Annotated in this window: 18 protein-coding genes; 12 read left to right on the top strand and 6 right to left on the bottom strand. The window is 71.8% G+C overall.

Features of this window, described 5'->3' with window-relative positions:
* Positions 1–45: 45 nt before the first annotated feature.
* Positions 46–1,032 carry an ArsR/SmtB family transcription factor gene (locus tag BKA18_RS25025; RefSeq protein WP_366045493.1) on the top strand — a complete coding sequence of 329 codons (987 nt, stop codon included), beginning with the start codon at positions 46–48 and terminating at the stop codon, positions 1,030–1,032.
* A 7-nt stretch (positions 1,033–1,039) separates the two neighbouring features.
* Here BKA18_RS25025 and BKA18_RS25020 read toward each other — a convergent pair whose 3' ends face one another.
* A complete protein-coding gene (locus BKA18_RS25020) occupies positions 1,040–1,345 on the bottom strand; it encodes an MTH1187 family thiamine-binding protein (RefSeq protein ID WP_006603054.1) in 306 nt (101 codons plus the stop codon).
* Complete coding sequence (locus BKA18_RS25015; RefSeq protein ID WP_006603055.1) at positions 1,342–1,692, bottom strand: DUF3817 domain-containing protein; 351 nt, start codon at positions 1,690–1,692, stop codon at positions 1,342–1,344. Before BKA18_RS25015 ends, BKA18_RS25020 begins: the two co-directional genes overlap by 4 nt.
* A 252-nt stretch (positions 1,693–1,944) precedes the next feature.
* Between BKA18_RS25015 and BKA18_RS25010 the strand changes: the two genes are divergently transcribed.
* The 4 genes from BKA18_RS25010 (at position 1,945) to BKA18_RS24995 (ending at position 4,595) form a co-directional block, all read left to right on the top strand.
* The gene (locus BKA18_RS25010) at positions 1,945–2,583 is read left to right on the top strand and encodes an AIM24 family protein (RefSeq protein WP_078568613.1); all 639 of its coding nucleotides are present in this window, start codon (positions 1,945–1,947) and stop codon (positions 2,581–2,583) included.
* A complete protein-coding gene (locus BKA18_RS25005; RefSeq protein WP_366045494.1) occupies positions 2,583–3,233 on the top strand; it encodes an AIM24 family protein in 651 nt (216 codons plus the stop codon). The genes BKA18_RS25010 and BKA18_RS25005 overlap by 1 nt, the downstream gene beginning before the upstream one ends.
* Complete coding sequence (locus BKA18_RS25000) at positions 3,230–4,003, top strand: AIM24 family protein (RefSeq protein ID WP_096212618.1); 774 nt, start codon at positions 3,230–3,232, stop codon at positions 4,001–4,003. The genes BKA18_RS25005 and BKA18_RS25000 overlap by 4 nt, the downstream gene beginning before the upstream one ends.
* 115 nt (positions 4,004–4,118) lie before the next feature.
* A complete protein-coding gene (locus BKA18_RS24995; protein ID WP_006603059.1) occupies positions 4,119–4,595 on the top strand; it encodes a MarR family winged helix-turn-helix transcriptional regulator in 477 nt (158 codons plus the stop codon).
* A 96-nt stretch (positions 4,596–4,691) separates the two neighbouring features.
* Here BKA18_RS24995 and BKA18_RS24990 read toward each other — a convergent pair whose 3' ends face one another.
* Complete coding sequence (locus BKA18_RS24990; protein WP_429638613.1) at positions 4,692–6,110, bottom strand: sensor histidine kinase; 1,419 nt, start codon at positions 6,108–6,110, stop codon at positions 4,692–4,694.
* Positions 6,103–6,816: a response regulator transcription factor gene (locus BKA18_RS24985; protein ID WP_366045495.1), complete on the bottom strand. Its 714-nt coding sequence runs from the start codon at positions 6,814–6,816 to the stop codon at positions 6,103–6,105. Before BKA18_RS24985 ends, BKA18_RS24990 begins: the two co-directional genes overlap by 8 nt.
* A gap of 111 nt (positions 6,817–6,927) precedes the next feature.
* On the opposite strand from BKA18_RS24985, the gene BKA18_RS24980 reads away from it, so the two are divergent.
* Positions 6,928–7,617, top strand: coding sequence for a PepSY domain-containing protein (locus tag BKA18_RS24980; protein WP_366045496.1), 690 nt, complete (start codon positions 6,928–6,930; stop codon positions 7,615–7,617).
* A gap of 207 nt (positions 7,618–7,824) precedes the next feature.
* On the opposite strand, the gene meaB is transcribed toward BKA18_RS24980, so the two are convergent.
* Together meaB and BKA18_RS24970 are read right to left on the bottom strand one after the other, a co-directional pair.
* Positions 7,825–8,784 carry a methylmalonyl Co-A mutase-associated GTPase MeaB gene (meaB, locus tag BKA18_RS24975; protein WP_366045497.1) on the bottom strand — a complete coding sequence of 320 codons (960 nt, stop codon included), beginning with the start codon at positions 8,782–8,784 and terminating at the stop codon, positions 7,825–7,827.
* A gap of 74 nt (positions 8,785–8,858) precedes the next feature.
* Positions 8,859–10,034 (bottom strand): acetyl-CoA C-acetyltransferase, encoded by a 1,176-nt coding sequence (locus tag BKA18_RS24970; RefSeq protein WP_366045620.1) that lies wholly within the window; start codon positions 10,032–10,034, stop codon positions 8,859–8,861.
* A gap of 173 nt (positions 10,035–10,207) precedes the next feature.
* Between BKA18_RS24970 and mce the strand changes: the two genes are divergently transcribed.
* The 6 genes from mce (at position 10,208) to BKA18_RS24940 (ending at position 19,579) form a co-directional block, all read left to right on the top strand.
* Positions 10,208–10,648: a methylmalonyl-CoA epimerase gene (gene mce, locus BKA18_RS24965; RefSeq protein WP_006603065.1), complete on the top strand. Its 441-nt coding sequence runs from the start codon at positions 10,208–10,210 to the stop codon at positions 10,646–10,648.
* 208 nt (positions 10,649–10,856) lie between these two features.
* The gene (scy, locus tag BKA18_RS24960; protein ID WP_366045498.1) at positions 10,857–15,107 is read left to right on the top strand and encodes a polarized growth protein Scy; all 4,251 of its coding nucleotides are present in this window, start codon (positions 10,857–10,859) and stop codon (positions 15,105–15,107) included.
* 113 nt (positions 15,108–15,220) lie between these two features.
* On the top strand, positions 15,221–16,159 hold the full coding sequence (locus BKA18_RS24955) for a coiled-coil domain-containing protein (protein WP_006603067.1): 939 nt from the start codon (positions 15,221–15,223) through the stop codon (positions 16,157–16,159).
* 146 nt (positions 16,160–16,305) lie between these two features.
* A complete protein-coding gene (locus BKA18_RS24950; RefSeq protein WP_366045499.1) occupies positions 16,306–17,343 on the top strand; it encodes an ABC transporter ATP-binding protein in 1,038 nt (345 codons plus the stop codon).
* A 3-nt stretch (positions 17,344–17,346) separates the two neighbouring features.
* Positions 17,347–18,120, top strand: coding sequence for an ABC transporter permease (locus BKA18_RS24945; protein WP_366045500.1), 774 nt, complete (start codon positions 17,347–17,349; stop codon positions 18,118–18,120).
* Between the two features lie 151 nt (positions 18,121–18,271).
* Positions 18,272–19,579, top strand: a complete 1,308-nt coding sequence (locus tag BKA18_RS24940) for an ABC transporter ATP-binding protein (RefSeq protein WP_366045501.1) — start codon at positions 18,272–18,274, stop codon at positions 19,577–19,579.
* Positions 19,580–19,645: the final 66 nt, after the last annotated feature.

Genomic DNA, 19,645 nt, shown 5'->3' with positions numbered 1-19,645 from the left:
CGGCTCCAGCCGAATCCTGGGTCCGGGAGGGGAGCGAGCCCAGCCATGCCGGTGAACCTCCACTTCGGGGCCGACGATTTTCTCCGCGTCCGGTTCGCCGTCTCGCCGCTGTGCGAGACCCATGAGGCCGTCCGCACTCTGCGCCGCACCGACCGGCACGGCTATCACGCCCCGTGGCTGCGCCGGATGCGCCGGACCCTGGCCGGCTTGGACCTGGCACCGCTGTGGCTCTTCATGCCGTCATCGCCCCCGGGATACACCCCCGACTTCCTGGGCCGTCCACCGGACACCCCGATGGCGGGCTTCGACGAGGAGCTGGCCCGGCTGCGTGCCACCGATCCGGCCCTGGCCCGCGCCGAGATGGCCAAGTCGCTGGCGGGCCGCCCGGAGGCCGCGGCTTCGGCGCGGGGCCGGGCGGTGCTGGCGGACCCGGCACGGGCGGTCCGTGAGCTGGCCGAGGTCACCGAACGGGCCTGGCGGGCGCTGCTCGCCCCGGACTGGCCCCGGCTGCGGGCGCTGCTGGAGGCCGAGATCGCCTATCGGTCACGCCAGTTGGCGGGCGGCGGACTCCAGCGGCTGTTCGCCGATCTGCATCCGCGGCTGTCCTGGTCGGGCGACACCCTCACCGTCCGCACCCGTACCGACTTCGTCCAGATGCAGGATCTGGACGGCCGCGGGGTCCTGCTGCTGCCCAGCGTCTTCGTCTGGCCGGACGTGGTCAGCGGGTTCGACCCGCCGTGGCAGCCCACCGTCATCTATCCGGCGCGCGGCATCGGCGGGCTGTGGACCGAGCCGGAGACCGGCCCGGCGCTGGCGCGGCTGCTGGGGGCGAACCGCGCCGCCGTACTGGCCGCCCTCGACACACCCTCGACCACGACGGACCTGGCCCACCGCCTCGGCCTGGCGGCGTCCTCCGTCTCGGGGCATCTGTCCGTGCTGCGCGACGCCGGGCTGCTGACCTCGCGCCGGCACGGACACCAGGTGCACTACGAGCGCACGCCGCTGGGGATCACGCTGGCGGCGGGCGGCTGAGGTGTGGTCAGGAGGCGTCGCCGTCGGCGAGATAGCGCTCGACGGTCTCCACCTTCGACGTCAGTCCGTCCGTGACACCGGGCCGGATATCGGCCTTGAGCACCAGCGAGACCCGCGCGGAGCGGGCCTCGACGGCCGCCACCGCGCGCTTGACGACGTCCATGACCTCGTCCCACTCCCCCTCGATGGAGGTGAACATCGCGTCCGTACGGTGCGGCAGACCCGACTCGCGGACGACCCGGACCGCGTCGGCGACGTACTCACCGACGTCCTCGCCGACGCCCAGCGGGCTCACGGAGAAGGCGACGATCATGCGTTCAGCACGCCTTCCTTGCGGGCGCGGGCCGCGATCACGCCGGCCTCCTCCTCACGCTTGAGGACCCGGTCCCCGTAGAGGCCGCCGAACGGCACGATCGCCAGCACGAAGAAGAAGGCGACGCGCTTGACGGGCCACTTGGTGCGGTTCCACACGTCCAGCAACAGCACCAGGTAGGTGATGAAGAGCAGGCCGTGGATCATGCCGAGCGGCATCACCAGGGAGTCGTAGTCGAAGGCCAGGCGGAAGCCGGTGCCGAAGATCAGCAGCGCCGGGAAGGAGATGGCCTCCGGGACGGAGGCCAGGCGCAGTCGGTGCAGGGCGGCAGCGGTCTTGATGTCCACGGGAACCTCGTTCGGGTGGCAGATGGGCGGTCGGCGCGCAGCGCCGTCTTCCGGGGGTGGAGGTCGGGCGACGGGCGGGCGCGCTTGTGCAAGAGTTCACAAGCTTCGCACCATTGTTACAGCCGCCCCGGCGATCACCGCGCCGGGGGTTGGTGGCCGTCGGCGCCCCCGACGCGCACCGCCCGGAGATCAGGGCGAAGTCAGGGTCACGGGGCCTGCCGCGGGCGGCCGGCGCCGACTACCGTCTGACGCGTGGCTCAGTTTCGGCTCCAGGGGAGCAAGGTGCTCGCCGTCGACATGACGGGCGACGCCGTCAAGGCGAAAAACGGTGTGATGGTCGCGTACGACGGCCAGATGTCGTTCAAGAAGATGACCGGCGGCGGCGAGGGCCTGCGCGGCATGGTCACCCGGCGGCTCACGGGTGAGCAGATGGCCGTGATGGAGGTGAAGGGCCACGGCACCTGCTACTTCGCGGACCGCGCCAGCGAGATCAACCTCGTCCGGCTCCAGGGCGAGAAGCTGTACGTCGAGGCCGACAACCTGCTGTGCACGGACGCCGCGCTGCGTACGGGCACCACCTTCACCGGCCTGCGCGGCGCCTCCCAGGGCCACGGCCTGTTCACCACCACCGTCGAAGGCAGCGGCCAGGCGGCGATCATCTCGGACGGGCCCGCCGTGGTGCTGCGGGTCACCAAGCAGTCCCCCCTCCAGGTCGACCCGGGCGCATATGTGGCCCACACCGGCGACCTGCGCCAGCACTTCCAGTCCGGAGTGAATTTCCGCACCTTCCTCGGGGAGGGCTCCGGCGAGGCCTTCCAGATCCGCTTCGAGGGCGAGGGTCTGGTCTACGTCCAGCCCAGCGAGCGCAACACCGTGGGCGGTGAGATCTGATGCCGTTCACAGCGCTCAACTCCCGCATGGTGGAGGCCCGGATCGGCCCGGGCCAGCGGCTCTTCAGCCAGCGCGGCGCGATGCTCGCCTACCGCGGCGAGGTCTCCTTCACCCCGAACATCCAGGGCGGCCAGGGCGGTGTCGGCTCCATGATCGGCCGCCGGATCGCCGGTGAAGCCACCCCCCTGATGACCGTCGAGGGCACCGGTACCGTCATGTTCGGCCACGGCGGCCATCACGTGCACGTCATCGACCTGACCGGCGAGACGCTCTACGTCGAGGCCGACCGGCTGCTGGCCTTCGACGGCTCGCTGCACCAGGGCACGATGTTCATGGGCTCCCAGGGCGGGGTGATGGGCATGGTGCGCGGCCAGGTCACCGGCCAGGGCTTGTTCACCACGACCCTCAAGGGCGTCGGCTCGGTCGCGGTGATGGCGCACGGCGGCGTCATCGAACTGCCGATCACGCCCCAGCGCCCGGTCCATGTCGACCCGCAGGCCTATGTCGCCCACAGCGGCGACGTCCGCAACAAACTGTCCACGGCGCTCGGCTGGCGCGACATGGTCGGCCGCGGCTCGGGCGAGGCCTTCCAACTGGAGCTCTCGGGCCAGGGCACCGTCTACGTCCAGGCGTCGGAGGAAAAGCTGTGACCGGTCCCGTCATCCACGACGTCTCCTCCCTCCCCGCCGACGACAACGTCAACGCCTACACCTTCAGCGTCGATCTGAACGGCCAGTGGTTCCTGCAGAAGGGGAAGATGATCGCCTACTACGGGCAGATCGACTTCCACGGCATCGGACACGGCCGCCTGGACCGTCTGATCGCCGGCAGTTTCCATTCGCCACTGCACGCCGCGGACTGGGTCGTCGCCGAGGGCCGCGGAAAAATGCTGCTCGCGGACCGTGCCTTCGATGTGAATTCCTTCGATCTCGAGGACGGCAATCTGACGATTCGCTCGGGCAACCTGCTCGCATTTCAGCCATCTCTGTCGCTGAAGCAGTCCATCATCCCGGGCTTTCTCACCCTCATCGGTACGGGCAAGTTCGTGGCCGCGTCCAACGGCCCGGTGGTCTTCATGGAGCCGCCGATCCGGGTGGACCCGCAGGCGCTCGTCGGCTGGGCGGACTGCCCGTCCCCGTGCCACCACTACGACCATCAGTACCTGCGGGGATTCCTGGGCGGGCTGCGGGCGCACACCGGCATCGGCGGGGCCTCCGGCGAGGAGCACCAATTCGAGTTCGTCGGCGCCGGCACGGTACTGCTGCAGTCGACGGAGCAGCTGATGCCAGAACTGGCAACCGGGGCAGTACCCACCGAAGCGGGCGTTCCGGGCGGGGGCGGACACGTCCCGCAAAGTGGCTCACAACTGCCCCAGTTGCCCGGCAACCTCGGGAGCCTCCAGCGCCGCTTCGGGCTGTGAGCGGTACTCTGCGGACGGTGACCTCGAACGTCTGACCAACATCCGGCCCCCGCCGGCCGAAGTCACCCCCCTCCCATTTAATTCAGTATTCAACATTTACGGGTAGAATTCCTCCATGACGACCGACAGCGACACCCCCTGGCTGACCGACCAGGAGCAGCGTGCCTGGCGCACTCATCTGGACGTCAGCAGACTGCTGATGCACCAACTCGAGCGCGACCTGCAACCGTTCGGCCTGACGAACAACGACTACGAGATCCTGGTCAACCTGTCCGAGGCCGAGGACCGCCGGCTCCGGATGAGCGACCTGGCCGCCAGCACCCTGCAGTCCAAGAGCCGTCTCTCCCACCAGATCACCCGGATGGAGAACGCCGGACTGGTGCGCCGCGAGAGCTGCGAGTCGGACCGCCGTGGCCTGTACGCCGTGCTCACCGAGGAAGGCTGGGACACCATGCGCCGGGTCGCCCCGCACCATGTCGCATCGGTCCGCAAGCACTTCATCGACCTGTTCTCGGCCGAGGACCTCCAGGCACTGCGCGCCTCGCTCACCCCCGTGGCCGAACACCTCCGCACGGAGCGCGGCGGCGTCTGACCGGTCGGCCTCGGCCCCCTGAGCGGGCCGAGGCCGACCGGCCGGGCCAGGGCGTGTCTTTCGGATCACCCCGGGGCCGCGACGCCACGCCCTGACTCACCCGGCCACCGGCAGCCGCAGCTCGAACACCGACCCCGTGCGCACGGCCAGCGAGCCGCCGTGCCGCACCGCGACGTCCCGCGCGATGGCCAGCCCCAGCCCCGCCCCGCCGTCGTCCCGCGCCCGTGCGTCGTCGAGCCGCACGAACCGCTCGAAGATCCGCTCCCGCTCGCCCTCCGGCACCCCGGGCCCGTCGTCCTCGACCCGCAGCGCCACTTCCTCCCCCTCACGCGCCACGGCCACCCGTACGGACCCGGCGGCATGCCGCTGCGCGTTGTCCAGCAGATTCCCCAGCACCCGCGCCAACTGACTGCGCGACCCGGCCACTTCCCCGCCCGCCAGCTCCCCGATCTGCACCGGAACCCGGTCCGCGACCCGCTGCGAGGTCTCCTCGCGCACCATCGCCGCCAGCTCGACCCGGGTGTCCGTCGGCCGCTCTCCCGCATCCAGCCGGGCCAGCAGCAGCAGATCCGCCGCCAGCCGCTGCAGCCGCACGGTGTCCACCACCGCACCCGGCACATCCAGCAATTCCGGATGCGCCACCGCCACTTCGAGCTGGGTGCGCAGACTCGCGATCGGGCTGCGCAGCTCGTGCGAGGCATCGGCGACGAACCGCCGCTGCCGCTCCACGGACAGCTCCAGCGCCGCCAGCGTCTCGTTGGTGGTACGCGCCAGCCGGCCGATCTCGTCCCGCGACGACGGCACCGGCACCCGCCGGCTCAGATCCGTACTCGCCGTGATCGCGGCCATCTCCCCGCGGATCCCCTCCACCGGCCGCAGCGCCCGCCGGGTCACCAGCCAGGTCACCCCCGCCACCACCACGAGCAGCAGCGGCAGCCCGATCAGCATCGCGTCGCGCACCGACGCGACGACATCCTCCTCCGGCGCCAGCGCCGCCCCCGCCCGCACCGTCGCCTCCGCCCCACGGCTGTCCTTGGCCTCGACCGCCGCGAACCGGTAGCCGGCCACGTTCCCGTCGACGTCGGCACTCCCATCCCGGATGTCGACATCGTCATCGATCTCACCGGGCCTGAGCCCGCGCCCGCCGTCGCCGTCGTCGCCATCCTCAGCGTCCGCCGACCGTCCCGGCCCGGAGCCCCCCGCCCCCTTCCCCACGGACTTCCCGTCCACTGCCCGCACGTCCTCACCGACGGCCAGCACCCGCCCATCGCCGCCCGTGACCACCACCGGACGATCCTCGCCATCCGGCAGGTCCAGCTTGTCGTACGGCGTCCCCGTCGCGATCTGGCCGGCCACGTCCCGCGCCGCGACCTCGGCCTGCAGCCCCGCCTGGTTCTGCAGCTGGCTCTGCAGCACCAGCAGTACGGCCGTCCCCGCGGCGACCAGCGCCAGGGCCACCACCACGGTCGCGCCCGCCGCCGCCCTGGCCCGTACGGAGCCCAGCGCCCTACCCATCGGACACCAGCCGGTATCCCGCGCCGCGCACCGTCACGATGTGGCCGGCGCCGAGCTTGCGCCGCAGCGCACTCACATACACCTCGATGATGTTGACATCGCCTTCGTAGGCGAAGTCCCAGACATGCTCCAGAATCTCCGCCTTGGAGATCACCTCGCCCGCCCGCAGCGCCAACTGCTCCAGCACGGCGAACTCCTTGGCCGTCAGCACCACATCGGCCCCGTCCCGCTCGACCCGCCGCGCCCCCTGGTCGACGGCGAGCGACCCCACCCGCAGCACCGGCTCGGCACTCCGGCCGCGCCGGCGCAGCAGCGCCTTCACCCGCGCCACCAGCACCACGTAAGAGAATGGCTTGGTCAGATAGTCGTCGGCGCCGGTGTCCAGGCCCTCGGCCTCGTCGTACTCACCGTCCTTGGCGGTCAGCATCAGCACCGGCATCTCGTGCCCGGCGGCACGCAGCGCCCCGCACACCCGGTACCCGTTCATCCCCGGCAACATGATGTCGAGCACGACCAGGTCGTAGCCGCCCTCGCCCGCCCGCTGCAGCCCCTCCAGACCGTCGTGCACCACGTCGACCGCGTATCCCTCGGCCATCAGGCCTTTGGCCAGCGACAGCGCCAGCCGCTTCTCGTCCTCGACGATCAGGAGCCGGAACGGGCGGCGTGCGGCGCCGGGATGGGCGTGGCGCGATACGGGCGGATGCATGCGCCCCACCCTGCCATCCGGAACCTGAAGCCCCCTTCAGACTGCTTCAGCTCCCCTTCAGCTTCGATCCGTCACGGTGTGGGCACAGTCGATCGCAAGGGAAGAAACGACATGAAGCGCCACCTCATCATCGCCACCGCCGCCGCAGCCGCCCTCATCGCGGGCGGCACGGTGACCGCCGTCGCGGCCAACAGCGACAGCGCCTCCGGCAGCGCCCAGTCCTCGGCACAGCAGACCGCCCGCCACACGGCGGCGTCCACCGCCCAGGTGCGGGACGGCCGGTCGAGCATCCCCATGGCGGACGACGCCGACGGCCAGGGGGACCTCCGCGAGGCGAACGCCGCCAAGGTGACCGCACCGGACGCCGCGGCCGCCGCCCTCAAGGCCGTCCCCGGCACCGTGACCGCCCTCGACCTGGACGCGGACCGCCCCGGTCTGGTCTGGGACGCGGAGGTACTCGGCAAGGACGGCAAGCAGCACGAACTCACCCTCGACGCCGGCACCGCCCGGGTACTGAACCAGCACCTCGACCGCGGCGACCAAGACGACCGCGCCCAGCAGCGCGCCGCCCAGAACGCCCGGACCACCGCAGCGGACGCCGCCCGTACCGCGGCCCCCCACGGCACGGTGACCTCCGTCGAGCTGGACGACGACCACGGGGCCAAGGCCACCTGGGAGGTGGAGACGATCACCAAGGACGGCAAGGAGCACACGTTCCTGGTCGACCCGCAGTCGGGCAAGCCGAGCGCAACGCCGTCGCAGGACCACGACAACGACGACAACGACGGCTCGGACGACTGACACCCACAGCCCCGCTCGGCACGGCCCCCGCCCCCCTCATGTGGACGGGGGCCGTGCCGTTGTGGCTCCCGTAACCCGGTGCGTCCCCTCCGGCCCCACCGGCAATCACGAACCCCGCAAGACCCCAGCCCCACCGGCCAAACGGCAACACACCACCCGCACCAGCGAGCCGGGCACCAGGCCTACCCCACCCGGACGGGCACAGGCTCAGTCCCCATTCGTCAACCCATCCACCAACGTATCCGCCGCCCGATACGGATCCATCTCCCCGGAAACGATCCGCTCGGCCAACGCATCCAGCCGCCGGTCCCCCCGCAGATCCCCGATCCGCTCCCGCAGAGCCGTAACGGCGATCGTCTCGACCTCATGGGCCGCCCGCGCCCGGCGCCGCTCGGCCAGCACCCCCCGCTCCTCCATCCAGGCCCGATGCTTCTCCAGCGCCTCGACGACCTCGTCCACGCCCTCGCCCCGCGCCGCAACGGTCTTGACGATCGGCGGCCGCCAGTCCCCGGGCGCCCGGGACTCCCCCAGCCCCAGCATGTGGTTGAGCTCACGGGCGGTGGCATCGGCCCCGTCGCGGTCCGCCTTGTTGACCACGTAGACGTCACCGATCTCCAGGATTCCGGCCTTGGCCGCCTGGATCCCGTCGCCCATGCCGGGCGCGAGCAGCACCACGCTCGTATCGGCCTGCGAGGCGATCTCCACCTCGGACTGCCCGACGCCGACCGTCTCGACGAGGACCACGTCGCACCCCGCCGCGTCCAGCACCCGGATCGCCTGCGGCGCCGCCCAGGCGAGCCCGCCGAGGTGGCCGCGGGTGGCCATCGAACGGATGTAGACGCCGGGATCGGACGCGTGCTCGCTCATCCGTACCCGGTCGCCGAGCAGCGCGCCCCCGGAGAACGGCGAGGACGGATCGACGGCGAGCACCCCGACCCGCTTGCCGGTCTTGCGATAGGCCGACACCAGCGCGGAAGTGGTGGTGGACTTCCCCACGCCGGGCGAGCCGGTCAGCCCGACCACATACGCGTTGCCGGTGAGCGGCGCCAGGGCAGCCATCACCTCGCGCAGCTCCGGCGACGCCCCCTCCACGAGGGAGATCAGCCGGGCCACGGCCCTGGGCCGGCCCTGCCGTGCCTGTTCCACCAGCTGGGGGACGTCCACCATCGCCGCTCGGCTCCTTCGGCTCGCTCGTACGCGAATCGCCCGCTCGTACGCGCCGGGGCGTACGAGCTCGTCGGTTACTTACCCGGAACGCGGATGATCAGCGCGTCGCCCTGGCCGCCGCCCCCGCACAGCGCGGCGGCACCCACGCCACCGCCCCGCCGGCGCAGCTCCAGCGCCAGATGCAGCACGATGCGGGCGCCGGACATCCCGATCGGGTGACCCAGCGCAATCGCGCCGCCGTTGACATTCACCTTTTCCGGCGACACTCCGAGGTCCTTCACCGACTGCACGGCAACGGCCGCGAACGCCTCGTTGATCTCGATCAGGTCAAGATCGCCGACGGCGAGGCCGTCCTTCTTCAGCGCGTGGTTGATGGCGTTGGAGGGCTGGGACTGGAGCGAGTTGTCCGGGCCGGCGACATTGCCGTGGGCACCGATCTCCGCGATCCATTCCAGGCCGAGCTCCTCGGCCTTGGCCTTGCTCATGACGACGACCGCGGCGGCACCGTCGGAGATCTGCGAGGAGCTGCCGGCGGTGATCGTGCCGTCCTTGGCGAAGGCCGGGCGCAGCTTGCCGAGCGACTCGGCGGTGGTCTCGCCGCGGATGCCCTCGTCCTTGCTGAAGACGACCGGCTCGCCCTTGCGCTGCGGGATCTCCACGGGGGTGATCTCGGCCTCGAAGAGCCCGTTCTTCTGGGCGGCGGCGGCCCGCTGGTGGGAGCGCGCGGCGACCTCGTCCTGCTCCGGTCGGGCGATGCCCAAACGGGTGTTGTGCTTCTCGGTCGACTCGCCCATGGCGATGTTCTCGAAGGCGTCCGTGAGGCCGTCGTGCGCCATCGCGTCGAGCATCTCGACGGCGCCGTACTTGTAGCCCTCGCGGGACTTCGGAAGCAGGTGCGGGGCGTTGCTCATGGACTCCTGGCCGCCGGCGACGACGACGTCGAACTCACCGGCGCGGATGAGCTGGTCGGCCAGGGCGATGGCGTCGAGGCCGGAGAGACAGACCTTGTTGATGGTCAGGGCGGGGACGCTCATCGGGATGCCGGCCTTGACGGCCGCCTGACGTGCCGGGATCTGCCCTGCCCCGGCCTGCAGGACCTGGCCCATGATCACGTACTGCACTTGATCGCCGCCGATGCCCGCCCGGTCCAGTGCCGCCTTGATGGCGACGCCGCCCAGATCCGCGCCGGAGAAGGTCCGCAGGGATCCCAGGAGCCGGCCCATGGGGGTGCGCGCTCCCGCCACGATCACTGAGGTGCTGCCGTTGGTGCCGTTCGTTGCAGACATGCGGTGCGGCCTTCCTTTGCAGGGAAGTTAACGAGGGTTCTCGTCAATGTACTGAGCGGTACGCGCCAGGTCACCGGGAAGCAGGTGTGATCGCGCGCACGTTGCGTAACCAGCCATGCGAGGGGTGCACTGGAGCCATGCTGACGCGAATCGACCACATCGGGATCGCCTGTTTCGACCTCGACAAGACTGTCGAGTTCTACCGTGCCACGTACGGCTTCGAGGTGTTCCACTCCGAGGTCAACGAGGAGCAGGGAGTCCGGGAAGCCATGCTCAAGATCAATGAGACCTCGGACGGCGGTGCCTCGTATCTCCAGCTTCTGGAGCCCACCCGCGAGGACTCCGCGGTGGGCAAGTGGCTTGCCAAGAACGGCGAGGGCGTCCATCACATCGCCTTCGGCACCGCGGACGTGGACGGCGACTCCGAGGCCATCCGCGGCAAGGGCGTACGGGTCCTGTACGACGAGCCCAGGACGGGTTCGATGGGGTCGCGGATCACCTTCCTGCACCCCAAGGACTGCCACGGCGTGCTGACCGAACTTGTCACCGCGGCGCCCCCTGCGGCGGAAGAGCACTGACCTTTGCCTTCCCCGGCCGGTAGAGTGCAGCTTCGGCCGGGGTAAGGGAGTGGGGCTCGGTCCATACCCTGCCGATGATCTGACACCATTTCTTCGGAAGGGTCAGCTCCGAGGGGCGCGAGTCCGTACGACGTGACGTGTACGGGACGAGCGCTGCAGAATCCGGAGACGGCCGCCACCATGACCAGGGGACGGATGGGACCGCGCAGTGCGGGGCAACGACCGCTACGAGGCTGACGACCACCTCTCGCAGTTCGAGGCCGAGATGGAGCGGCTGAAGAGCGAGCGGGACAAGGCCGTCCAGCACGCCGACGACCTCGGCTATCAGGTCGAGGTGCTGCGCGCCAAGCTCCATGAGGCGCGCCGCAACCTCGCGACCCGTCCTGCCTACGACAACGTCAGTCATCAGGCCGAGCAGCTGCTGCGCAATGCGCAGATCCAGGCGGACCAACTGCGTACGGACGCCGAGCGCGAGCTGCGCGAGGCACGGGCACAGACCCAGCGGCTGCTGCAGGAGCAGGCCGAGCGGCAGTCCCGGCTGGAGGCCGAGCTGCACGCCGAGGCGGTCACCCGCCGCCAGCGGCTCGACGAGGAGCTCAACGAGCGCCGGCAGACCGTCGAATCGCACGTCAACGAGAACGTCGCCTGGGCCGAACAGCTGCGCGCCCGTACGGAGTCGCAGGCCCGCCGGCTGATGGAGGAGTCCCGGGCGGAGGCCGAGCAGGCGCTGGCGGCCGCGCGGGCCGAGGCCCAGCGCCTGGCCGAACGCGCCCGTGAGCGGCTCGGCTCCGAGGCGGAGCAGGCCCGCGCCGAAGCGGAATCCATCCTGCGCCGGGCGCGTACGGACGCCGAGCGGCTGCTGAACGCCGCCTCCAGCCAGGCCCAGGAGGCCACCGACCAGGCCGAGCAGCTGCGCACCAGCGTCGGCAGCGAGTCGGAGGAGGCGCGCCGGCAGGCCGCGGAGCTCACCCGCACCGCCGAGACCCGCATCCAGGAGGCCGACACGGCGCTGCGCGAGGCGCGTGCCGAGGCGGAGAAGCTGGTCGAGGAGGCGCAGCAGGCCGCCTCCAAGCGGCTGTCGGCGGTCGAGTCGGACAACGAGCAGCGCACCCGTACGGCCAAGGCGGAGATCGCCCGGCTGGTCGGGGAGGCCACCAAGGAGGCCGAGGCGCTCAAGGCCGAGGCCGAGCAGCTGCGGGCCGACGCCGCCACGGAGGCCGAACGGCTGATCGCCGAGGCGCAGGACAGCGCCCGGTCGCAGGCGGCCGAGGACTCCGCGGCGCAGCTGGCGAAGGCCGCCCGCACCGCCGAGGAGGTGCTGACCAAGGCGTCGGAGGACGCCAAGGCCACCATCAAGGCGGCGGCGGAGGAGGCCGAACGGCTGCGCAAGGAGGCCGAGTCCGAGGCGGACCGGCTGCGGGAAGAGGCGCATGACAGCGTCGCGCAGCTCAAGGGCGCGGCGAAGGACGACACCAAGGAGTACCGCGCCAAGACCGTCGAACTCCAGGAGGAGGCGCGGCGGCTGCGCGGGGAGGCCGAGCAGCTGCGGGCGGACGCGGTCGCCGAGGGCGAGCGGATCCGCAGCGAGGCCCGCCGGGAGGCGGTCCAGCAGATCGAGGAGGCGGCAGGGTCCGCCGAGGAGCTGCTGGGCAAGGCCAAGAACGATGCCGAGGAGACCCGTTCGGGCGCCGTCGCGGAGAGCGAGCGGGTGCGGACGGAGGCCATCGAACGGGCCACGGCGCTGCGCCGGCAGGCCGAGGAGGCCCTGGAGCGGGCCCGCTCGGAGGCCGAGGAGCTGCTCACCGAGGGCGCCCAGGCCGCGGAGATGGTCACCACCGAGGCGGAGGAGTCCGCCGCACGGCTGCGGGCCGAGGCCGAGCAGGCCGCCCAGGACCGGCGCGCCGAGGCGCAGGCCGAGCTGGACCGGCTGCGCACCGAGGCGGAGGAGAAGGTCACCGCCGCCGAGCAGCGGCTGCGCGACGCCCGCGCGGAGGCGGAGGGGCTGCGCCGGGAGACCCAGGAAGAGGCGGCTCGTCTCAAGTCGGAGTCGGCGGAGCGGCGCCGGACGCTGGAGCAGCAGGCCGAGGAGGAGGCCGAGCGGCTGCGCACGGAGGCCGCTGCGGATGCGACGGCCGCGCGCGGCGAGGCCGAGGCGGCGGCGGCCGGGCTGCGCGCCGAGGCGACGGCCGAGGCGGAGCGGCTGAAGGCGGAGGCGCAGGAGACCGCGGACCGGGTGCGTGCGGAGGCGGCGACGGCCGCGGAGCGCACGGGTACCGAGGCGGCGCAGGCGCTGGCCGCGGCCCAGGAGGAGGCCGCGCGGCGGCGCCGGGAGGCCGAGCAGCTGCTGGGCGAGGCCCGCGAGGAGGCCCACCAGGAGCGCACCGCGGCGCGCGAGCAGAGCGAGGAGCTGCTGGCGGCGGCCCGTACCCGGGTCGGCGAGGCGCAGGAGGAGGCCGAGCGGCTGGTCGAGGACGCCGACCGGCGGGCCGGCGAGCTGATGGCGGCGGCCGAGCAGACCGCGCAGCAGGTGCGGGACTCGGTCGCGGGGCTGCACGAGCAGGCCGGTGAGGAGATCGCCGGGCTGCGTTCGGCGGCCGAGCACGCCGCGGAGCGGACGAAGGCCGAGGCGCAGGACGAGGCGGACCGGCTCCGCAAGGAGGCGTACGAGGAGCGCGAGCGCGCCTCCGAGGAGGCCGTACGCGTACGCCGGGAAGCGCAGGAGGCCCGGGACGACGCGAAGTCCCTGGCGGAGCGGGCGGTTTCCGAGGCCATCGAGGAGGCCGAGGGGCTGCGCGCCGAGGCGGCCGGGATTCTCGACGAGGCCCGCCGGGACGCCAACACGGCCCGCACCGAGGCCGCCGAGCAGGCCGACCGGCTGGTGTCGGAGGCGAGTGCGCAGGCCGAGAAGCTGGTCGCGGACGCCACCGCGAAGGCCCAGCAGCTGCGCACGGACGCCTCGGACGCGCTGGCGTCGGGCGAGCAGGACGCGGCGCGGGCCCGTGCGGAGGCGCGCGACGACGCGAACCGGATGCGTTCGGAGGCCGCGGAGCAGGCCGACCGGCTGATCACCGAGGCCCGTACCGAGGCCGAACGGATCGTCACCGAGGCCACCGAGCTGACGTCTTCGGCGCAGGACGACGCCGACCGCATCGTCCAGGAGGCCCAGGCGGCCGCCGACGCGATGCGCGCGGAGGGCGAGCAGCAGGCGCAGTCGCTGGTGTCGGAGGCGGCACAGACGGCGGAGCGGCTGCGCACCGAGGCGGCCGAGGTGCTGGAGCGCGCCCGGCTGGACGCGGAGCGCACCGGCGACCAGGCGCGCGAGGCGGCGAACAAGACGCGTTCGGACGCCGCGGAACAGGCCGACCAGCTGATGTCGGAGGCCGCGACCGAGGCGGAGCGGCTGCGCACCGACGCGGCGGAGACGACCGCGGACGCCGAGCGGGACGCGGACCGTACCCGGGCCGATGCCCGGGAGCTGGCGGACCGGATGGTCGCGACGGCCACCGCGGAGGCGGACCGGCTGCGGGCGGAGGCAGCCGAGACGGTCACCGCCGCGCAGGAGCACGCCAACCGCACCCGCAACGAGTCCGCGAAGATCAAGGAGGACGCCGAAGCGGCGGCCGAACGGACCCGGACCGACGCCCAGGAGGCGGCGGACCGGCTGCTCGACGAGGCGCGCAAGGACGCTGCCCAGCGCCGCGGGGACGCCGCCGAGCAGGCGGACCAGCTCATCGCCAGGGCCCAGGAGGAGGCGCTCAAGACGGCCACCGCCGCCGAGGAGCAGGCCGACACGATGGTCGGGGCGGCCCGCACGGAGGCCGAGCGGCTCGTCGCGGAGGCGACCTCCGAAGGCAACGAGCGGGTCGAGAAGGCGCGTACGGACGCGAACACCCTGCTGGAGGAGGCACGCCGGGACGCCACCGGTATCCGCGAGCGCGCCGAGGAGCTGCGCCAGCGGATCGAGTCCGAGGTCGAGGAGCTGCACGAGCGGGCCCGCCGGGAGTCGGCGGAGACGATGAAGAACGCCGGCGAGCGGGTCGACAAGCTCATCGCGCAGGCCACCGCCCAGCAGGTGGAGGCCGAGGAGAAGGCCGACCGGATGGTCGCGGACGCCAACAGCGAGGCCAGCAAGGTCCGGATCTCGGCGGTGAAGAAGGCCGAGGGCCTGATCAAGGAGGCCGAGAACAAGAAGGCCGAGGCGGTGCGCGACGCGGAGCGGATGCGTCGCGAGGCCGAGGCGGAGGCCACCCGGATCGTGGACGAGGGCAAGCGGGAGCTGGAGGTCCTGGTGCGCCGGCGCGAGGACATCAACGCCGAAATCTCCCGCGTCCAGGATGTCCTGGAGGCCCTGGAATCGTTCGAGACGCCCGGCGGAAATGGGGAGGGAAAGGGCGGTGGTGTGAAGGCAGCCGCCGGAGCGGGCGCAACTCGTTCGAGTGGCAAGCAGTCTGAAGGGTAGCCACTCAAATGAGGGGTCATTCTCCAGATCAAACGGGCAATGACTCGATGACACGCCGTTGTGACCCCTAGGATTCTCCTTATCACCTCACCGGTCTCTTCGACAGGAACCCCATGAGCGACACTTCCTCCCCCTTCGGCTTCGAGCTCGTGCGGCGTGGGTACGACCGCGGTCAGGTGGATGACCGCATTACGAAGCTCGTCGCGGACCGCGACAGCGCGCTGGCCCGCATCACGTCGCTGGAAAAGCGGATCGAGGAGCTGCACCTCGAAACGCAGAACGCCCAGGCGCAGGTCAATGACGCCGAACCGTCCTACGCGGGCCTGGGTGCGCGCGTGGAGAAGATCCTCCGCCTCGCCGAGGAAGAGGCGAAGGATCTGCGCGAGGAGGCCCGCCGGGCCGCCGAGCAGCACCGTGAGCTGGCCGAGTCGGCCGCCCAGCAGGTCCGTAACGACGCGGAGGCGTACGCCGCCGAGCGCAAGTCGAAGGCGGAGGACGAGGGCGCCCGGATCGTCGAGAAGGCCAAGGGCGAGGCCTCCACGCTGCGCTCCGAGGCGCAGAAGGACGCGCAGTCCAAGCGCGAGGAGGCGGACTCCCTCTTCGAGGAGACCCGCGCCAAGGCCGCCCAGGCCGCCGCGGACTTCGAGACCAACCTCGCCAAGCGCCGTGAGCAGTCCGAGCGCGACCTGGCCTCGCGTCAGGCCAAGGCCGAGAAGCGGCTCGCGGAGATCGAGCACCGCGCCGAGCAGCTCCGCCTGGAGGCCGAGAAGCTGCGCACGGACGCGGAGCGCCGGGCCCGCCAGACGGTGGAGACCGCGCAGCGCCAGGCCGAGGACATCGTGGCGGACGCCAACGCCAAGGCGGACCGTATCCGCAGCGAATCCGAGCGCGAGCTGGCGGCCCTGACCAACCGCCGCGACTCGATCAACGCGCAGCTGACCAACGTCCGCGAGATGCTCGCGACGCTGACCGGTGCGGCGGTGGCCGCGGCCGGCGCCCCCGGCGACGAGGAGACCGTCACCCGCGGCGTCCCCGCCCAGCAGACCCGCTGACTGACCGGCCGGCAGGTTTCGTCCCGCTGCGTCCCACGCCCCCGTACCGCCCGTGTGGCGGCCCGGGGGCGTGGTGCGTACCGGGGGTCAGCCGGGCGGCTGCGCTCCGGTGGCAGGGGCTCCGGGGCCCGCCTAGCGTGCCGTACATGATCGAGCTCGAGGGGCTGACCAAGCATTACGGCGACAAGGTCGCCGTGGACGATCTCACCCTGACGGTGCGGCCCGGCATCGTCACCGGCTTCCTCGGCCCCAACGGCGCGGGCAAGTCGACCACCATGCGGATGATGCTCGACCTGGACAACCCGACGGCGGGGACGGTCCGGATCGACGGCAAGCACTACCGGCAGCTGCAGGATCCGCTGACGTACATCGGGGCGCTGCTGGAGGCGAAGTCGGTGCACGGTGGCCGGAGCGCCGCCAACCATCTGCTGTGTCTGGCGCAGAGCAACGGCATTCCGCGCAGCCGGGTCTTCGAGGTGCTGGACACCGTGGGGCTGAGCGCGGTCGCCAAGAAGCGGGCGAAGGGGTTCTCGCTCGGGATGAGCCAGCGGCTGGGCATCGCCGCGGCGCTGCTCGGCGATCCGCAGGTCCTCCTCTTCGACGAGCCGGTCAACGGCCTCGACCCCGAGGGCATCCACTGGATCCGCAATCTGATGAAGAACCTCGCGGCCCAGGGCCGGACCGTGTTCGTCTCCTCGCATCTGATGAGTGAGATGGCGCTGACCGCCGAGCATCTGATCGTGATCGGGCAGGGGCGGCTGATGGCCGACACCTCGATGAGGGAGTTCATCCACCAGAACTCGCGGTCGTACGTCCGGATGCGGTCCCCGGAGCGGGAGAAGCTGCTGGATCTGCTGCACTCCGAGGGCATCGACGCGGTGGCGGCCGGCAACGGCTCGGTGGAGGTCGACGGGGTGCCCGCCGACCGGCTGGGCGAGCTGGCCGCGGCGCACCAGCTGGTGCTGCACGAGCTGAGCCCCCAGCACGCGTCCTTGGAAGAGGCGTTCATGCAGCTGACGGCGGATTCGGTGGAGTATCACGCACACGACGGCGAGCCGGTGCCGGCACAGGCGGGCTCCCCGCCGGGTGGCCGGACCCCGGGAGCCCCGCAGCCGGCCGGGGCACGCCCCGGCGAGCCGCAGCCGACCGGCTGGGGTGCCGACTGGCAGAAGAAGAGGAGCTGACGGATGGCGGCGCTCGGGCAGGTCATTCGGTCGGAGTGGACCAAGATCAGGTCGGTGCGGTCCACGGTGTGGACGCTCGGCATCGCCGCGGTGCTCACCATCACGCTGGGCATGCTGATCTGCCTCCTGACCAACCACGACTTCCAGTCCATGCCGGCCAGGGAACGGCTGTCGTTCGACGCCACCAACATCAGCTTCTCCGGGATGGGGCTGGGCCAGCTCGCGATGATCGTCTTCGGGGTGCTGGTGGTCTCGAACGAGTACAGCACCGGCATGATCCGCGCCTCGCTGGCGGCCGTTCCGCAGCGCGGCACCTTTCTGTTCTGCAAGCTGCTGGTGGCCACCGCGCTGGTCTTCGTCGTCGGCCTGGCGACCAGCTTCGTGGCCTTCTTCGCGGGACAGGCGATGCTGGGTGATCTGCGGGCGCACCTCGGCGATCCGGGCGTGCTGCGCGCGGTGTTCGGCGGCGGGCTGTATATGACGCTGATCGCGCTGTTCTCGATGGCGGTGGCCGTGATGCTGCGCAGCCCGATGCTGTCGCTGGGCATCCTGATGCCGTTCTTCTTCCTGATCTCGAACATCCTCGGCAACGTCTCGGCGACCCGGAAGGTCGGCCGCTATCTGCCGGACCAGGCGGGCTCGAAGATCATGCAGGTGGTCACGCCCGCCAACAACGATGTGCCGTACGGGCCGTGGGGCGGTCTCGGCATCATGATCGCCTGGACGGTGCTGGCGCTGCTCGGCGGCTATGTCCTGCTGAAGCGGAGGGACGCGTAACACCCGGCCGCGCAACGGCCCGCCGGCCTCTCCACCGGAGGCGGCGGGCCCCGTCCCGATTGACGGGAACCGTCAATGTACGGATAGCCTCCTAACCCTCACGGGGGTACGAGGGCGCCTCTGCCCCGAGGCATCTCGCGAGGGGCGGAGAATGATCGAGGCAGTCGGCCTGACGAAGCGCTATGGCGCCAAGACGGCCGTGTACAACCTGTCGTTCCAGGTACGGCCGGGCACGGTGACCGGCTTCCTGGGGCCCAACGGCTCCGGCAAGTCGACCACGATGCGCATGATTCTGGGCCTGGACGCACCGACCTCGGGGCACGCGACCATCGCCGGCCGACCCTACCGCCGGCTCCCCAACGCCCCGCGCCAGGTGGGCGCGCTGCTCGACGCCAAGGCCGTGCACGGCGGGCGCAGCGCGCGCCAGCATCTGCTCTCGCTCGCCCAGCTGTCGGGCATCCCGGCCCGCCGGGTCGACGAGGTACTCGGCGTGGTCGGTCTGCAGGACGTCGCGGGGAGGCGTTCCAACGGCTTCTCGCTCGGCATGGGCCAGCGGCTGGGCATCGCCGCGGCGCTGCTCGGCGATCCGCAGGTCCTCCTCTTCGACGAGCCGGTCAACGGCCTCGACCCCGAGGGCATCCTGTGGGTGCGCAATCTGATGAAGCAGCTGGCGTCCGAGGGCCGTACGGTCTTCGTCTCCTCGCATCTGATGAGCGAAATGGCGCTGACCGCCGAGCACTTGATCGTGATCGGCCGTGGCCAGCTGCTGGCGAACATGTCGGTCAAGGAGTTCATCTCGGCCAACTCCGCCGATTTCGCCCGGGTGCGTACCCCGGACACCGAGCCGGAGCAGCGCGAGAAGCTGACCGCCGCGCTCGGTGAGGCGGGCGGGCAGATCACCCCCGAGCCGGACGGCGCCCTGCGGGTGACCGGACTGCCGCTCCCCCGCATCAGCGATCTCGCGCATGCGGCCGAGGTCCGGCTGTGGGAACTGTCGCCGCACCAGGCGTCCCTGGAGGAGGCGTACATGCGGATGACGCAGGGCGCCGTGGACTACCGCTCGACGGCCGACGCACGGGCCGGACTGCAGGAGGCCCCCGCCGGGTTCGCCCCGCAGGGTCCCCCGCCGCAGGGGTATGCGGGTGGCCCCGGCTACCCGGCCGGTCAGCCCGGTGGCCCGGGCCAGGCCCCGGCGGGCATGCCGGGCCAGGTTCCGGCGGGCGTCCCCGGCCAGGGGCAGCCGAATCCGTACGCCCAGCAGGCGCCCGGCGCCGTTCCGGGGCCGGGCCATCCGCCGCCCGGCCCGGCTCAGGGTCACCCGTATGGGGCACCCGAGTCGTACGGCGCGCCTCACCCGTACGGGCACCGGCCCGCCGCGCCGATGCCGCCCGCGACCCCGGTCGCACCGCCCGCCGCCCCCGCCGACCAGCCCACGCCGCACCACGAGGACGCCCGATGACCAGCCCTCAGCAGCCGCAGCCCCAGCCGCAGCCTGAGCGCGGACCCGACGACACCGGCGCGCAGC

It is taken from the genome of Streptomyces auratus (assembly GCF_050433025.1).
Taxonomy (GTDB): domain Bacteria; phylum Actinomycetota; class Actinomycetes; order Streptomycetales; family Streptomycetaceae; genus Streptomyces; species Streptomyces sioyaensis.
Note: the sequence above shows the minus strand (reverse complement) of the source record. Positions and strands in the feature narration are given on the sequence as shown.